Annotated in this window: 15 protein-coding genes, 1 pseudogene and 1 CRISPR repeat array; of the genes and pseudogenes, 4 read left to right on the top strand and 12 right to left on the bottom strand. The window is 67.6% G+C overall.

Going from position 1 to position 15289, the window contains the following annotated elements:
• Positions 1 to 372: 372 nt before the first annotated feature.
• The 3 genes from IE212_RS33095 to IE212_RS33085 all read right to left on the bottom strand — a co-directional run bounded on the left by IE212_RS33095 (position 373) and on the right by IE212_RS33085 (position 1175).
• Positions 373 to 540 carry a hypothetical protein gene (locus IE212_RS33095; protein WP_190201688.1) on the bottom strand — a complete coding sequence of 56 codons (168 nt, stop codon included), beginning with the start codon at positions 538 to 540 and terminating at the stop codon, positions 373 to 375.
• 88 nt (positions 541 to 628) lie between these two features.
• Positions 629 to 922 carry a hypothetical protein gene (locus IE212_RS33090; RefSeq protein WP_190201687.1) on the bottom strand — a complete coding sequence of 98 codons (294 nt, stop codon included), beginning with the start codon at positions 920 to 922 and terminating at the stop codon, positions 629 to 631.
• Between the two features lie 58 nt (positions 923 to 980).
• Entirely contained in the window at positions 981 to 1175 is a 195-nt protein-coding gene (locus tag IE212_RS33085) for a double zinc ribbon domain-containing protein (protein ID WP_190201686.1), read from the bottom strand.
• 287 nt (positions 1176 to 1462) lie between these two features.
• Here IE212_RS33085 and IE212_RS33080 point away from each other — a divergent pair, with 287 nt between their 5' ends.
• The 4 genes from IE212_RS33080 (at position 1463) to IE212_RS33065 (ending at position 5957) form a co-directional block, all read left to right on the top strand.
• Positions 1463 to 3991, top strand: a complete 2529-nt coding sequence (locus IE212_RS33080) for a DEAD/DEAH box helicase (RefSeq protein ID WP_190201685.1) — start codon at positions 1463 to 1465, stop codon at positions 3989 to 3991.
• A gap of 613 nt (positions 3992 to 4604) precedes the next feature.
• On the top strand, positions 4605 to 4817 hold the full coding sequence (locus tag IE212_RS33075; protein WP_190201684.1) for a hypothetical protein: 213 nt from the start codon (positions 4605 to 4607) through the stop codon (positions 4815 to 4817).
• Positions 4818 to 4863: 46 nt separating this feature from the next.
• Positions 4864 to 5349 carry a hypothetical protein gene (locus IE212_RS33070; protein WP_190201683.1) on the top strand — a complete coding sequence of 162 codons (486 nt, stop codon included), beginning with the start codon at positions 4864 to 4866 and terminating at the stop codon, positions 5347 to 5349.
• A gap of 77 nt (positions 5350 to 5426) precedes the next feature.
• Positions 5427 to 5957 (top strand): RNA polymerase sigma factor, encoded by a 531-nt coding sequence (locus IE212_RS33065; protein ID WP_190201682.1) that lies wholly within the window; start codon positions 5427 to 5429, stop codon positions 5955 to 5957.
• Between the two features lie 566 nt (positions 5958 to 6523).
• Positions 6524 to 7833: direct repeats of the CRISPR family, unit length 29 nt; unit sequence CGGAGCACCCCCGCGTCGGCGGGGAGGAC.
• A 17-nt stretch (positions 7834 to 7850) separates the two neighbouring features.
• On the opposite strand, the gene cas2e is transcribed toward IE212_RS33065, so the two are convergent.
• The 9 genes and pseudogenes from cas2e to casA all read right to left on the bottom strand — a co-directional run bounded on the left by cas2e (position 7851) and on the right by casA (position 15262).
• A complete protein-coding gene (gene cas2e, locus IE212_RS33060; RefSeq protein WP_190201681.1) occupies positions 7851 to 8168 on the bottom strand; it encodes a type I-E CRISPR-associated endoribonuclease Cas2e in 318 nt (105 codons plus the stop codon).
• A pseudogene (cas1e, locus tag IE212_RS33055) lies at positions 8168 to 9064 on the bottom strand (type I-E CRISPR-associated endonuclease Cas1e). Before cas1e ends, cas2e begins: the two are co-directional and overlap by 1 nt.
• A 651-nt stretch (positions 9065 to 9715) precedes the next feature.
• The gene (gene cas6e / locus IE212_RS33050; RefSeq protein WP_190201680.1) at positions 9716 to 10363 is read right to left on the bottom strand and encodes a type I-E CRISPR-associated protein Cas6/Cse3/CasE; all 648 of its coding nucleotides are present in this window, start codon (positions 10361 to 10363) and stop codon (positions 9716 to 9718) included.
• Positions 10360 to 10719, bottom strand: coding sequence for a hypothetical protein (locus IE212_RS33045; RefSeq protein ID WP_190201679.1), 360 nt, complete (start codon positions 10717 to 10719; stop codon positions 10360 to 10362). Before IE212_RS33045 ends, cas6e begins: the two co-directional genes overlap by 4 nt.
• Positions 10719 to 10841: a hypothetical protein gene (locus IE212_RS35495; protein WP_268250811.1), complete on the bottom strand. Its 123-nt coding sequence runs from the start codon at positions 10839 to 10841 to the stop codon at positions 10719 to 10721. Before IE212_RS35495 ends, IE212_RS33045 begins: the two co-directional genes overlap by 1 nt.
• Positions 10842 to 10928: 87 nt before the next feature.
• The gene (gene cas5e, locus IE212_RS33040; RefSeq protein ID WP_190201678.1) at positions 10929 to 11753 is read right to left on the bottom strand and encodes a type I-E CRISPR-associated protein Cas5/CasD; all 825 of its coding nucleotides are present in this window, start codon (positions 11751 to 11753) and stop codon (positions 10929 to 10931) included.
• The gene (gene cas7e, locus IE212_RS33035; RefSeq protein ID WP_190201677.1) at positions 11750 to 12925 is read right to left on the bottom strand and encodes a type I-E CRISPR-associated protein Cas7/Cse4/CasC; all 1176 of its coding nucleotides are present in this window, start codon (positions 12923 to 12925) and stop codon (positions 11750 to 11752) included. The genes cas5e and cas7e overlap by 4 nt, the downstream gene beginning before the upstream one ends.
• A gap of 23 nt (positions 12926 to 12948) precedes the next feature.
• Positions 12949 to 13623, bottom strand: a complete 675-nt coding sequence (gene casB, locus IE212_RS33030) for a type I-E CRISPR-associated protein Cse2/CasB (RefSeq protein ID WP_190201676.1) — start codon at positions 13621 to 13623, stop codon at positions 12949 to 12951.
• Between the two features lie 28 nt (positions 13624 to 13651).
• Positions 13652 to 15262, bottom strand: coding sequence for a type I-E CRISPR-associated protein Cse1/CasA (gene casA / locus IE212_RS33025; RefSeq protein ID WP_190201675.1), 1611 nt, complete (start codon positions 15260 to 15262; stop codon positions 13652 to 13654).
• Positions 15263 to 15289: the final 27 nt, after the last annotated feature.

The raw sequence follows: 15289 nt of genomic DNA, 5'->3' as shown, positions 1-15289 counted from the left end.
CCCGCGGAGCGGGTCCCATCGCGCTGCGCGCGATGCAAGCGAACCACCGTGCGCAGCACGGTGGTTGCGCTCCCGCTCCGCGGGAGCGCTGGCGGGATGCTGCGCATCCCGCTCATCCTGCTTGCTGCGCAAGCAGGATGACGCTTCGTCCGCTCCGCTCCCGAAGCTGCGGGACTTTCGTCCCCTGGCTTTTGCTGCGCTTCAGCCAGGTCGGCGGTCCGCTGCGCTCCCCGCCTTGTGGTCCTTCCGGCTGCGCCTGCAGGACCATTACGGCCCGCTGGCGCGGGCCGGGCTGGCTATAGGGGGTGGTGGGTTTCGCGGCTCGGCAGCCCTGTGGTGACAGACTGTCACCACAGGGCTGCCGGCATGAGGTCAGCGCCTGCGGGCCCAGCCGGCGCCGACTCCAGCCACGTGCAAAGCCAAAGCCGTCAGCCCCAGAAGCATGACGTTCGTCGAAGAGAACGCATCGTTGGTACTGATATCAGCCGCGTTGATCAAAAACGCAAAGAAGAACAATACTGCCGCGACTATGCCAAGCATGACCAGCTCCTCTCACAAGGGAGTGACGTCCGTATGCCCGGCTATCGCTCTTGCAGACGCGGGGAGTCCCGGCCGTGCGAGCGGTAAGTCAGGCATGGGCATGGCGTTGCCTGGTCGCTCGCCGTGGGGCGGCGTGACGGGCGGGCTCGGCCGAGCCCGTGATCTGAAGACGCTGGAGCCATATGGAGGATGCGAGCAGGAGGCCGGTGAAGATGGCCAGGAGAAGGGCGGATACCCACATCTGCCGGCTTCCGGGGGTCTGCCAGCTGGTCCAGGCGGTCGATGCCGCCCACACCAGGGTGCCTACCGCGTAGAAGGTGCGGACCCGGCGCAGCTGCCGCACGGCCCGCAGGGACGTGATGCGATCAGTCTTGGATGCCATGCCGGCCCGTGTACCCCCGTGCCTGATGTTCAGCAGACTGGGATCGCTACTGTTTCGTTCACCTGTGCTCTTGCTGCTGGGTGCGTCCTTCGAAGTCGCGCCGTACGGCTGCGCCTTGGTCTTCGATCAGCCCTGCGCCATCCGGGAGGTCCAGGGCGGCGCCGCAGTGGTTGCACAGTTTCCCGTCTTCGGCGGGCGTGCCGCAGGCCTTGCAGAACCGGTTGCCTTGATGGTTCTCGGTGTTCTGTTCCATGATCTCTCCCGGATGGTGGGCAGTGATGACTTCGGAGTACCCGTAGCTTCCGAATCGATTCTCTGATGTAGCTGCTTCATTTTTTTTCTGCGATAGACTCTGGACTTAGCTGGCTGCGGTGCTGTGAGGCGGGTGATCCGCTGGAGACGGTTGTCTGTGTCCCAGATCGGAGGTGTGTAGCCGGTGCTGCGTTAGGGGCTTGCAAACCAACTCCCTTGGTCTGCAGGGTCGTTGGTCGTGTATAGGTCGTGATAGCTGTTGTCCAGCTCGCGGGGAGGGTGGATCGGATGGCTGTGAAAGAACTTCGTCCTCATCAGCGTGAAGCCGTGGACGCGGTTCTCCGAGCACTCGAATTGCCTGCAAGATCTACTGTGCCCGAGCAGGGGCTGCGGACTCAGGTAGTCATGGCGACCGGGTCGGGCAAGACCCTCGTCGCCGTGCGCAGCGCGGAAGAGCTCCGTGCAGGACGCGTACTGGTGCTCGTTCCCTCCCTTGATCTGCTTGCCCAGACTGAGGCCGCCTGGCGCGAGGGAGGCCGTACGGGTCCGATGATCGGGGTTTCTTCCCTGCGGGGTGGGGAGGTGTCCTTCCCTAACACCACGGACGTGGCAGAGCTGGTCGACTGGGTGCGGCCGTTTGACAAGGTCACCGTGTTCGCCACCTACGCCTCGCTCGGGCTCGGCACGCTGGAGCGGGCACACAACGCTGGCCTACCGGGGTGGGACCTGATCGTGGTCGATGAGGCCCACCGGACCTCGGGCCGGATCGGCAAACCATGGGCGGGCGTCCACGACAACACCCGCATCCCCGCCCTGCGCCGCCTCTACATGAGTGCCACGCCTCGGCTGTGGCAGCTGGACGAGGGCTTTGACCAGGGCGCGCCGGGCGAGTTGGTGGCTTCGATGGAAGACGACCCGAGCGGCCCCTTCGGTAGCAGGTGTTTCACCCTGACGTTGTCGGAGGCGATCGACAGGGGAATCTGTGCCCCCTACCAGGTGGTGTGTGTGGACATCACCGACACTCAGCTCCAAGCCGCCCAGCTCCTGGGCGAGGACGCGCGCTCCGAGCAGGTGCGCGGGGCCCGTCTCGCGGCCCTGCAGACCGCCCTGGTGAAGGCGTCGGCCGAGGAAGGCTTTCGGCGCACGCTCGTCTTCCACCACCAGGTCCGCGAGGCCGAGGCGTTCGCGGCCGGCCTTGCCGACGTCGCCGCGCAGCTGCACGCCGCCGCCCCGGAGCTGTACCCCAAGACGATCTGGGCCAACTGGCTGTGCGGCGATCACAAGCCGGGGCACCGGCGCCGGGTTCTGACGGAGTTCGCCGACGGGATCGCCACGGACGGCACGGTCGTCGAGAAGGGCTACCTGGGGTCCGTGAAGGTCCTGGGTGAAGGCGTCGACACAAAGAACTGTGACTCCGTGTACTTCGCCGACGTACGCGGCTCCATGCCCGACCTCGTCCAGGCCGTCGGCCGGGCACTGCGGATGCAGCCCGGCGAGGGCAAGGTCGCTTCGCTCGTGGTGCCGGTGCTGCTCGGGCCGGGTGAGACGGCGGACAACATGCTCACCTCGCGGGCGTTCGGTGGCCTGGCGAAGCTGCTGGAGGCGCTCAGGGCGCACGACGCCCGTGTGGTGGAGGCTCTGGCGCAGCAGCAGGCGCCAAGCCGCGTCCGGGGCGTGCAGACCCGCTCGAGCAGCGAGGAGGGCGAGGGAGCCGCGAGCGACCGAAGCGACCGACTCTCGGAACCGGCGCGTGAGCTGCTGAAATTCAGCACCCCCCGCGACCCCGCGCAGCTGGCCGCGTTCATCAACCTGCGCGTCCTCAACCCCGAACACCAGCACTGGCGGCGCGGCATCGAAGCCGCCGCCCTGTACCACCGGATCCACGGAGACCTGAAGGTGCCGTTCACGTACCGCGTCCCCGGGCCCAACGGCCAGGAGGCGGAGGCTGAGGGGTGGCCGGCTTCCCTCGCCTCCTTCCCGCTGGGGCAATGGATCGCCGACAACCGGCGCTTCTACGCCCGCGGCAACATGGACGAGGACCGCGTCGAACAGTTGGAGAAGCTGGGCATGGTCTGGAGCCACTTCGACGTCGCATGGGAAGAGGGCTTGGCCGCCGCGCGCGGGTGGGCGGCCGAGGCGGGCCACCTCCTGGCCCCGCTGGACGCCACCTACAAGGGCTACCGGGTAGGGATCTTTTTGAAGAATGCGCGGGCCGCCGCCCGCCGGGCCGCCGAGAACGAGCAGCGGCGTGCCGAAGGTCTGCCCGTGGAATCGGCAGCCGGCGCACTGTCGGAAGGCCGCCGCGAACAGCTGGAGGACATCGACCCCTCCTGGTGCCCCACCTGGCCCGTGGAATGGCAACGCGCCTTCCACCTCACCCGACAGCACCTCGAAGCCGGCGGCGCACTGCCCACCGAGCCCGGTGTTGTCGTGCACCAGGGCGAGGATCTGGGGCGGTGGGTGCGCTCGGTCCGGCTCGGGTGGGACAAGCTCACCAGCGTGCAGCAGTGGATGTGCGAACACATCCTCGGCATCCAACCCGCCGGCGAAGACGAGAAACCCAAACCGCGGACCAGCCAGGCCGACAAATGGGCCCTCAACTACACCGCCGCCAAGCAGTTCTACGAGCGTGAGGGGCACCTTCGGGTGCCGAGGAAGCACGTCGAGACGATCGTCGTCGCCGAGAGGGACGGCCAGAACCAGGAGGAGCGGCAGCTCCGGCTCGGGGCATGGATCAGCAACCAACGCAGCAGGGCCGCAACACTGTCCCCGGAACGGATCGAGAAGCTTTCCACCATCGGCATGCGCTGGGCATAGCGGTAGGGGACCTGGGTACGGCAGCGGCCACTGCGGCCGTAGCCGGGAAGCAGGAGCTTCGCCACCTATAGCGCAGCATTCAACTTCAAGCGACTGTATGCCTCTTATGGGACAAAACTCGCTACTGGCATGAATGAAGCAAAGAATGCTCATTACATGTGATCGACGTCACGCCCCAAAGGGGCGTATCTGCGCGTCAAGGGGCTCCAGTGGCGACTCACATTGGCACCTGTCACCGTCCGTGACCTGGGGTGAAAGCCCGCCACCTCTGCCCATCCCGGAGCCTCGATGGCGGGCCTCACTCCGACGCACCTGAACGCGTCTCGCTAATACCTTGTCGGAATCGTCGATTCCGAAGGGCATATGTGACCCACATCACAGTAAAAAATAACTCTGCGTAGCGCAATCTAAACGCTGAGTCATGAATATTACTATCCGTCTAGCGGTCTCACACTGTCTGTACTGGACGGATGTGCAACTGACCGGAGAAGATGCGATCACCGTCGTGATGTGCAGCCCATCCCACACGCACCACCTGCCGCACTGAGCGACGACGGAGTCGTCGAGACCCGCCGCGGGCCTCACTCCACGCACCTGACCCGTAGGAAGTGCCATGACACGTCGTCCCCCGAAGGACCAGTCCGCCGTTCCCAAGGCCGGTAAGTCCTCTCCGTCCTGCTCCAAGAAGGACCGGCACCAGAAGGTCACCCGCACGCGGCAGGAAGAGCGCCGCGCGGGTGACCGGGCAAAGCCGGTCCAGCCCTCCGTCCCGCAGCACGCGGTCCCGGACCGACGGGGCGGGCCAGAAGCCCTCGGGCATCACTGAGCCGGTACCGGCGCTCCCCCATCCCGCGTCGCAGGACGCACCGTGGATGCGCTCCCGGCTGTTCGCCCGTCTCGTCGGCGCGGCCATGACCGGCATCTCGTTGCTGCCCGGCACGGAGTCGCTCCACCCCGGCCTGCGGTGCGCCGCCATCGTGATCCTGGTCTTCGATGTCCTGTGCGAGACCATCGGTCAGTTCCTGGCCGTGGCGAAGGCCATCCGCAAGGCGGTCACCTTCGAGCCCCTGCGGGCCCGCGCGGACCACAACGGCGACCTGGCGTTCGACTCCCGGGTGGTGCTGCGCTCGATGCCGCCCCTGCCCAAACTCCGCATCACCGGGCGGATCCTCAGCGGCGGGCTGCTCGCTGCCCAGTGGCTGACCGATCTGCAGTCCCTCCAGACCGAACTGCTCGCCGTGGTCCTCTCGGTGCTGCTGTTCGACGGGGTCACCCAGATCGGCAGCGAGGTCCGCTCGCGCTGGGAACGCTGGATCGATGACGTCAGGTCGCGGACCGACACGCACGACGAGGTCTGATGGGCTCCACCACGCACCACGGCCTCCCCTCGCACACCAGCGGGGGGAGGCCGCCCCATGCCGACAGACGGGCTGCCATGGACGAACGGACCGCGATGTTCGAGGAGTTCGTCGCCGATGCGCGCGCGAGGCTGACCCGGATAGCGAAAGTGCGGGTGCCGGCCTGGACGGCGGAGGACCTCGTCGCCGAGACCTTCGAGGTCATGTACACCAAGTGGCGCGAGGTCCTCGCCGACCCCACCCCGCCCTTCCGGTACGCCTGCGGCATCCTGCGCAACAAGGTCGTCAACTCCCGACGGCACACCAACCGTGAAGTCCTCCCGGGTTCCGCCGACCTACTCGACCTCATAGAGCCCCAACTCGAGGAATCCGCCGAACAGACAGCCGTCCGCAACATCCAGATAGACACCCTCACCGCATCCATCCGATCAGCCCTCACACAGCGCGAACAGCAGACATTCGTCCTGCACTACGTCCACAGCCTCACCACCGCCGAGATCGCCGACATGCTCGACATCAACCCCGCCACCGTCCGCGCCCAGCTCAAACACAGCCGCCAAAAGCTAAAACGCAGCATGAAACACAGCTTCACCCTCCACGACGACTGACCCAGCCCGCTCGCCGCCTCGCGGCCCGGGTGAGTGCGGGGCCCGTCGTACCGGTGGAACCCGCACTCACCCCACCGCACCCTCGGGCTCTACTGCTCCCACCACGCCGAGACCGTAGCCTTCCACGCGTAGCTGTCCCAGCCCGCGTCCAGAATCACGTTGCGATCGAGGTTCTTACCGACAAGAGCAGTGCTGAGGGAGTACGTGGCCTGCGGAGCGCCTGCGTGCCGCTCAAGGAGAAGCTGACTCACCGGCACCTCCTGCAGGGTGACGAGGCCGGTGTTCCCGGCCGGTCTGCACCTCGCGTGATCCTCATGGCGAGGACGATCGTCCCGCTCGAAGGCGGACCGGCCCGTCGGCATCGACAGCCCCCGAGTCGTCACGCCGCTCCACTAGGGCGCCGAAGAAGCCGACGTCCGTGGTGCTGGTCGGACCGTCAGGTGAGACGAACCTACAGGCGCTTCTGCGGAGCCCGGACGGATCAAGCAGCGCCCTGACCTGCGACGCAGTCACGCCCGCGTCGGCGGGGAGGACACGCTCGTCGCCGGTGAGATCAACACGCCGGGCGGAGCACCCCCGCGTCGGCGGGGAGGACGCCTGGGCGGCCCACACGTCGATCGTGGGCGTCGGAGCACCCCCGCGTCGGCGGGGAGGACGCCGGGACGAGCGGCTGGAAGTCCTGGCCCTCCGGAGCACCCCCGCGTCGGCAGGGAGGACTTCCATTGCGAACCGTCCGAACAGGGCGCATACGGAGCACCCCCGCGTCGGCGGGGAGGACGACAGGCCGATCGAGTCGACACGCACCGCGATCGGAGCACCCCCGCGTCGGCGGGGAGGACTCACCGTCGCGCGGTCCGGGCGGGCGCCCTGGCGGAGCACCCCCGCGTCGGCGGGGAGGACCCAGACGTAGCCGCCGCGGCGGGCCTGGGTGTCGGAGCACCCCCGCGTCGGCGGGGAGGACCAGTCGGACTCCTTCGCCTACCCGGGCGGGTTCGGAGCACCCCCGCGTCGGCGGGGAGGACGCACGGTACGGCTATTCAGCGGCCGACACTCCCGGAGCACCCCCGCGTCGGCGGGGAGGACCATGGTGGCGACGAGGTCGATGTGCCAGCGGGCGGAGCACCCCCGCGTCGGCGGGGAGGACGGTCAGCTCCCGAAGATCCGGTCCAGGGCGTCCGGAGCACCCCCGCGTCGGCGGGGAGGACGAGTTCGCATCTGGCCATGAAGTGGCCGCGTTCGGAGCACCCCCGCGTCGGCGGGGAGGACGGCTCCTTGCAGCGCTGTCCGGTACTGGTGCGCGGAGCACCCCCGCGTCGGCGGGGAGGACGCATCGGCGGACGGCTGCTCAACGAACGACGGCGGAGCACCCCCGCGTCGGCGGGGAGGACGGTCCACCGCGCGCCTTACCTTCTGCCGAATGCGGAGCACCCCCGCGTCGGCGGGGAGGACGGATGGGCGAACCCGGACGGGACCCCGGGGCGCGGAGCACCCCCGCGTCGGCGGGGAGGACCATCACGCGGACCTGCGCCATCAGCCGCTCACCGGAGCACCCCCGCGTCGGCGGGGAGGACCACGCGTTGAGCGCTTCCCAGCACTGCACCAGCGGAGCACCCCCGCGTCGGCGGGGAGGACATGTCGGCGCTCGGCGCCATCGCCTGCGCGGTCGGAGCACCCCCGCGTCGGCGGGGAGGACGCCGTGCGGTGTCAGTAGATGTAGGCCATGGCCGGAGCACCCCCGCGTCGGCGGGGAGGACAGCACCTTGGCGCCCTCGGGAACCTCCTGGCTCGGAGCACCCCCGCGTCGGCGGGGAGGACATGTCGGCGCTCGGCGCCATCGCCTGCGCGGTCGGAGCACCCCCGCGTCGGCGGGGAGGACACTTCCTGACCTGCACTTCAAGAGGGGCTTTGCATTTCCTTTACTCTCGGTGCAGCAGTCATACGAATCAGAGTAAGTCCGTCAAAGTCGACGGGGATCCGGCGACGGGTTCCTGCGGTGCGGATGGCGTAGCCCTGTTCTGTGTCAGTGGGGTGGATGAGGATGGCGGCGCCGTTACCTACAACTTCAGTGACGGCCTGCCAGAGTTGGTCGCGGACGCGGGCGGAGACGCTGCCGACGAAGATGCCGGGTACTACTTCGCTGGTCCATCGGCTGAGGGCGCCGCGCAGGTGGTCGGGGACTGCGGTGGTGGCGATGACGACCATGGAGGGCATCAGTCTTTTCCTTGGGCGTAGTTGACGCCGGCAGGGAGGACTCCGGCTTTGGGGTCCCAGAGGTGGACCATTTGTCGTCGCGCCGTTCGGTGCGTTCGTCATCGGTGTCGTCGTTGGCTGTGATCGTGGGGGTGTGGGGCGGGGTAAGCAGGGATTGGACGTCGTGGACGATGCGGGGCAGGAGGCGTAGGAGTCGGAGGTCTTCGCGGAAACGGCGGCGTGCTTCTTGTTCGGGTTTGTCGGAGTTGTGGAGGGCGAAGGCGAGAGGGAGTGTGATCTCGGTTTTGTAGAGGTCGGCGATGTCGTAGACGAAGGCGTGCTGGGTGCCGGTGTGGACGTAGCCGAGGGCCGGGGAGAGTCCGAGGGCGAGCAGGGCGGCGTGGACGACGCCGTACAGGCAGGTGTTGGCGGCGGATAGGGCGAGGTTGACGGGGTCCTGGGTGTCCCATTGGTCGGGCCGGTAGTTGCGGCGGAAGCGGCCGATGCCGTGCTGCTGCGCGAGGATCTTGTAGAAGGCCTTCATGCGCTGGCCTTCCATCCCGCGGAGCTGCTCCAGGGTGACGGATTCGGGAACGTCAGCGTCCTTGAAGCGCATCCGGTACATGCGGACGGCGATCTGGAGGCGCTGTGCGGGGTCGGCCCATGCTGCGACCTGCTGTTCGAGCCAGTGGGTGGTGAGGGAGTCGGGGAGGATGCCGGCGTAGGCGCGGACGCCGCCCGCCCCGACGCAGACGACGCTGGTGCCGTGGCGGGCGAGGGTGGCCAGGGCCGGGGTGGTGATGGCAACGTCAGGGCCGAGGACAGGCAGGACAAGGCTGCAGTAAGGACTAGACAAGATCAGTGCGGTGTTCGTCGATCTGGATCGCGCCGGTGTCGTCCTGTACCACTCGGACCATGTCCAGGTACAGGAAGGACAGGGAGTCAGAGTCCTCCCCGCCGACGCGGGGGTGTACCGTCGCCCGCCTTCACGCTCAGGGAGACGGACACGTCCTCCCCGCCGATGCGCGAGTGTTCCGATCCGCGAGCTGAAGGCCAAGCGGACCAAGCTGTGCTCCCCGCCGACGCGGGGGTGTTCCGTACCGGATCGCTGCACGACGCCATCGCCGCGCCGGGTCTCCCCGCCCAACCTGGGTGGCGTGCGGGTACTAAGCGTCCTCTCCGCCGACGTGAGGGTGTGCCGTCATGTGAGCTGGAGGGCCGAGTCCTCCCCCACCACGGGGGTGCTCTGCCGACCAGCGACGCCGTCCCCTCGGCACTGCGGCCCTCCCCGCCAGCGCGGGGTGTTCCGGCGTCCCACTCGTACGCGTTCGCGCCGTGGGGTCCTCCTCACCGACGTGGGGGTGCCTCTTTCCCACGGGTCGCCCCCGGCATCGGCGGGGAGGACGGCGGACCGGCTGAGCGATCCACACGCGGGGTCCGGACATCCTCCCTTCGGCGAGGAGGACGTCGAGGTACAAGAAGTACAGGAAGTCGGCGACGCCGGGGAGAGCAAGGCCAGGGCGGTCGCGGCCAGGCGCTTATGGGCCTGGCCGCCGTCGAACGTGGGCTCATGCGGCCGCGCGGGCAAGGCTGAGCAGCCCAGCGCCGTAAGACTTGGCCCGTCCGATGCCGACCAGTACGGCCTCGGCCAGGGCGTCAGGGTCGGTGACAGTGGCGGTGCCGTCGTAGCGCACCAGGTGGTGCCGCACGGCGGCGGCGCTGTCGCCGCGGCCGTGCACGGCAGCGACCAGGGTGGGCAGCGCTGTGGTCAGGTGCAGTCCGGCCTCGTGGGCGCGGCGTGCCCACCACTGGTCGGCGTCCGGTCCGGTGAGCGCGATGCGTTTGCCACGTCGGCCCTTGTTCTCCAGTGGCAGGCGTTCGGTTTTGACCGGGTTGACGACGATGCGGTAGCGGACGGCGAGGCCCTTCTGAAGGGCGTTGAACACCGGGGTGAGGTCTTTGACGTCGGTGTGGCCGTAGTCGTCGGGCAGGCGTGTCGGGTCGAGGGTGGCGGCCTGGACCAGGAGCGTGCTGAAGGTGTCGGTTACGTCGAGGCGGTACAGGAGCCCGGCCGTCTGCCGGGGACTGCCGCCCAGGCCGTCGGGTACCAGACGCATGAGGGTGCGGTGCATGTCGGTAGCGTTGCGCAGGTCGCGCTGGACGGCGCGGCTGTGGGGATTGAGGCGGATGCGGGCGAGGGCCGCGCTGGGGCTCATGCGGCGGCCTCCTTCATGGCGTAGTGGACCAGCTTTGTGGGCAAGGTGTGGGGCCGGTAACCAGGTGCAGGGAGTAGCGTTCCCCGGTGCGGTGGAGCTGGCGTCGTGCGTAGTTGCGGCCGTGCAGGGCGAAGCAGAGGGGCATGTCGTACACGGTGTGCACATCTGCTTCGTCGGCCGCCGGGCCGGTCCACCCGGACGGTGAACTCCAGAGCCGCGTACCGGTCGAGTGCGCCTGTGTCCTGGTGGGTGATGTCCTGCGCCGCGGCAAGCGCGCCGAGCAGCGCGGAGCGCCTGGGGGACGGGGCGGTGTCCCCGTCGGGGGTGAACGCCGAGCGTTCGCCCCCGGACTGCATCAGGCCGGCCAGCCGGAGTACGAGCCCGTTCGCGCCCGCGCTCTGGCGGAGCAGGCAGCGTCGATGAGGGTGTGGCAGGAGTCGTACGCCGCTTCGAGCGCGTCGGGGAACATCTGCACCATGCGCTGGCACGGTCGAATGCCTTGCACATTGCCGCTCAGTTCGGCGGGCCTCGCGAGAGCAGGGCACGATGGGGGCTAGCCATGCAGTCACCGGGTGCTCCTTTCCGCCGTCGCGAAATGGGTGTCGATGTAGTTCTGGAGCGTCTCCAGGTAGCCGGTGCCGAAGCCTTTGTAGGCGGCGTCCGGTAGGTGCACGGCACGCCGGTACAGCGGCCGAGGCCGGTACCGGCGTGCCAGTGGTGCGAAAGACATAGGCTCGTCGGTGACCTCGCCGCTGTGGTGATCCCCGTCGCTCTTGTCCGGGGCGTCGGAGTTCACGGGGAGCGCACCGAGCGGTCTGTCGCCGTAGAACTCAACCGGCTGCCGGCCGCTGCGCGGCCTCTTGGCAGCCAAGGGCAGCTGTACCAGGTGGCGCAGCGGATCTTCCCCGCAGCCCAGCAGGATCGGGCCTTCCGGCGGGCATGACCGGCGGCCGAGAAAGAGCGGCCAGTACGGGTCACGCAGGGCAGTGGCGCACGCGTGCAGCAGCGCTTCATCATCGGACGTCAGCGCGAGCGTGAAAGCAGCGTCGGCTAGGTACTGGCGCCTGGATACCAGAGTGCCCTTACCCTCGGGGCGGTGTTTTCCGTCGACGGTGATCACTGTCTCATCGGCGGGCAGTCCACCGCCGACGGTGTGGAAGTCGGACAGCACGACACCGGGGCGGTCGACACGTACGGTCATCGACAGCTCCGTGAGGTCGTCCAAGGACGCCTGGCGCACTCGCCCGAGACCTGCGGCTAGCATGCCCACGATGCCCGACCGGGTGGGGAATCGGGCTGTGTCGCGTCGCGCGTACTTGCTGTGCGTGCCCCAGGACTGGAGTGGGCCTGCCAGACGCAACAGCAGCCCTCGGGAGGGGCGGTCGGTCACTGCGGGGCCTCGGCGAGAGCGAAGTCGACGGTAGCGGTGACGAGAGCGTCGAAGGACGAGTGACGCTCGCCGAGGTGCTCGAGCTTGTCGAACTGGAGGGAAGCATGTGCCGCGTGCAGAACTCGGTCGGGGCCGAGGAGAGTGTTCGCGGCCTTGGCGTACGCATCGAGGCCTTCCACGGAGCGCCCGACGAAGCCGCCGTGTCCGGCTGATCGTACGGGTTCCTCGAAGGCTGCGGCGAACGACAGCGGCCGGTCGGAGCGGACCGCCACGTGGACCAGATGCGGGATGGTGTGCGGGGCGGTGGAGTTCTTTTTCGCCTGCGGCAGGGACTCGATGAAGGAGAGCAGGAACTGGCCGACGAGCTCGCGGGCGGCATCGAGTGCGATGTCGCTGTCATCGCTCAGATTCTTGATGAGTTCCTTGAGATCGACGGTGGCGAACCGGTAGAAGGTGCCGGTGCTGAACTCGGCAGTGCCCATGTGGCCACTGCCCGTTTCATCATCCTTCGCTTCGGTGACATCGTCGACAGCTGCGAAGTAGTCGAGTTCGACCTCAGTGGTGTGCGTGGTGAAGGCGTGCGCGACCTGGACGGCACCGTCCACATTGGCCTGGTCGACCTCGGTGAGCATGCGGCCAAAGAGGTTGATAACCCCGTTCCTTTTGACAAGGATCTTGTCGATCTTCCCTTTCAGGGCGCTTTCGGGCTTGTTCTTTCCTTTTCCGGTGAAGTCGGTCGTGAGCGCGTCCTTGTTGGCTTCGGCGATGTCGGCCAAGTCCTCGACAGCGTCTTCGGGAAGATAGACGAGCGCGTTGGTCAGGACCTTGTTCGTGATCGGTTGCCTGTCCTTCCCCTTGGCCACCTCCCACTTGATGCTGCTCCCCGCCGCAACATGCGCGCCCGCGCGTTCGGCAAGCGCCTTATCCCACCCACGCTCGCGAAGCACCTCGGCGACCCGCTCGCCGATACGGCGTGTGCGCAGCGCGTTCTCGCCGAGCGTGTCCTGGAAGTGCTTGCGAGTAGCCCGTTTCCAGGACTGGCTGGAGATGCGGGTACGCAGGGCGTCGCCGTAGAGCATGCTTTTCACCGAATTGGTGTCGTCCCGATTCAGGTTCGCGTAGGGGACTGGTTGGACGACGTGGATGTCGATGAAGCGTGGCTTGAGGTTCATCGGGGATCTCCTGTGGGTGAGGGTCAGTCCTGGTCGGCGCCGGCCGTGATCCGGTAGAAGTCCTGCAGCCAGCGGCGGCTGATACGCCCCGACTGGTACGGCCAGTCGACGAGGTCTGCCAGCAACTGTTCCCAGTCGATGGAGGCGTCGGTGGTGCGTACCTGATTCACCGCAGCAGGGAGGTGTAGGTGGATACCGCGGAGGCTCTGCCGCGTCAGGAGGTTGATACGGCTTTCTGCGGCGCTCATCCGCATTGAGGTGCCCTTTGTGGTGACGGCTTGGCCCAGGGTGGCACCGAACGAGGAGCCATACGGAGTCGGCCCGGGCGGAGTTCCCCTCTCGCCCGGTTCTCCCTCCTCCCGAGGAGCCTGCTTCTTTGCCGCCCTGTGTTCGTCTGCGGTGTCTTCGTCGTCTCCCTGGTCGGGTGAGAAGGCGTGTCGGGGCTGAGCCGCGATCAGCGAGGCTACTGTGTAGTGAGCCTGCGCTGTCTTGTCGTCGCACCCTTCCGGCAGTCGCGGCGTCAGCAGCCGGTGCATGGGGCGTGTGCGCGGGTGGTCCAGGTCGCGGCGCAGGCCCGCGCGCAGCGCCGCACGGGCACCGGGGTCTGTGCGGCACAGATGTTCAATGTGTGCGGTGAATGCGGCGTACGTGGCGCGATTCCTCTGCCGCTTGCTCGCTTCAGAAGCTTGGAAGGTCACAGCTTGTCCTCGGGTCCGGTGGCGACGGTCACGACTTCTTGGCCGCACTTTTCGTCGCCGGTTGCTCCATCGCTTTGTACGGGTCTTTCAGGGCGGCGAGAATGATGGCCTTCGCCCTGGTGACGGCCTTGGCGCCTCGTGGTGTGCGCGTCACGGAGCCGGTCACTGCCTCGTAGGCGTCGAGCGCGTGCCGTGCGAAGGCTCGGCACGCGGCCTCGAAGTCGAATCCGGTGTCCATGGGGCCGCCAGAGCGTGTCAACTGCCGGAACCGCGACCAGAACTCGTCCTCCGCCGACGGCCAGTACCGTGCCGCGACCGCGTCCAGCCAGGCCCCCGGATCGTTCTTCTTGTCGTCCGTGTACTTCAGCCAGGCTTCCTTGGTGGCCTGCTCCAGCCGGTGCCCGAAGAGCTCGCCGAGTTCGCGGAGCTGGCGTACGGGCCGCTCGGTGCTCGCCGCATCCTCTTCCACTCGGGATAGGAGCACCGGGGTCACGGAGTCGACGTACTGGTGGTTGGCTGCCTGGCTGGCGTCCTGTTCGAAGCCGAGGGCGCGTACCCGTAAGTACTCGCTGACGTCGAAGGCATGGTCCATGACCTTCGGCTGGATCGGGTTTGCGTCGTCCAGTTGCTTGAGCAGGAGGGCGTCGATGTCGCGCCACAGAGAACGGGAGGAGCATGCGAGCCGGGGGGATGTCTTCCCGTCCTTGGCGATGTCCCAGATCAGGTAGTCGTCTTCCGGCCGGATCCGCTCGGCGTCATAAGCCCAGGTGATGTACGCGTCGACCGTATGCTCGCCGTCCGGGGCGGGGATGAGACAGAGTGCGTGCTGTGAACAGGCGGTGAGCCGTGAGCAGGGGCCCTGCGGCTCAGGCATCGGCTTGAGCGGGTCTGGGAGGTCTTCGCGCTCCCATGGGCACAGGTCCGTGTGCCGGCTGACGTCGCCTTCCGGCGGTGTGAGACCGGCCAGCAGCGTCAGGAGCAGGTTGTCGCACTGCGGGTGGTACGACAGCGCGGCTCGCAGTGGTGAAGCTTTCGCATAGTGGCTCCTCACTTGCCCGACCGCCCGTCTCGACAGAGCGCCGGGGTCTCCCCAGTAATGCCAGGTCAGCAGCGATAATGCCGTCTGCGAAAGATCGAGAGGCACGGGAGTGTCGTGGCTCCAGTGCTCGAACCAGGAGTGGTTGTTGCCCGCTGCCCGGCTCATGACCAGCTTGTGGACGCCGGCAGTGTTGCTCCTGTCGCACTGGTCAGGGAGGCGGGGGTCCTGGAGCCACGGACGATCGCCGTCGAACAGATTAAAGCGGTGACTCCACTGACCGAAGTAGCCTTCGATGCCGGCTTTGCGGCCGTCAAACAGGTCGATGCTCTGCTCAGGAAACCCTTGTTCGAGGACCTGTTCCCGCCGGTCGCCCCAGCTTCCGGGCCCTGCCTCGTCCAGAGCGGTGATCCGGGCGGTCAGCGCGTACAGCAAGCGCAGCAGCGCCGAGTGAGCCGGAGCCTCCGGGATCAGCAGAGTACGGATCTCTCGAGCGTGCACAAACAGATCCCTGAGCCCCACTTCAGGTGGGCCCGACTGCCCCTTCACCCATGCGACCGGAATCCATGGCTGGTCGATCAGATTCGACGCAGACGTGTTCACGCCCCTCCCCCATCATTGCGCGTCACC

Source organism: Streptomyces djakartensis (assembly GCF_014651075.1).
Taxonomy (GTDB): domain Bacteria; phylum Actinomycetota; class Actinomycetes; order Streptomycetales; family Streptomycetaceae; genus Streptomyces; species Streptomyces djakartensis.
Note: the sequence above shows the minus strand (reverse complement) of the source record. Positions and strands in the feature narration are given on the sequence as shown.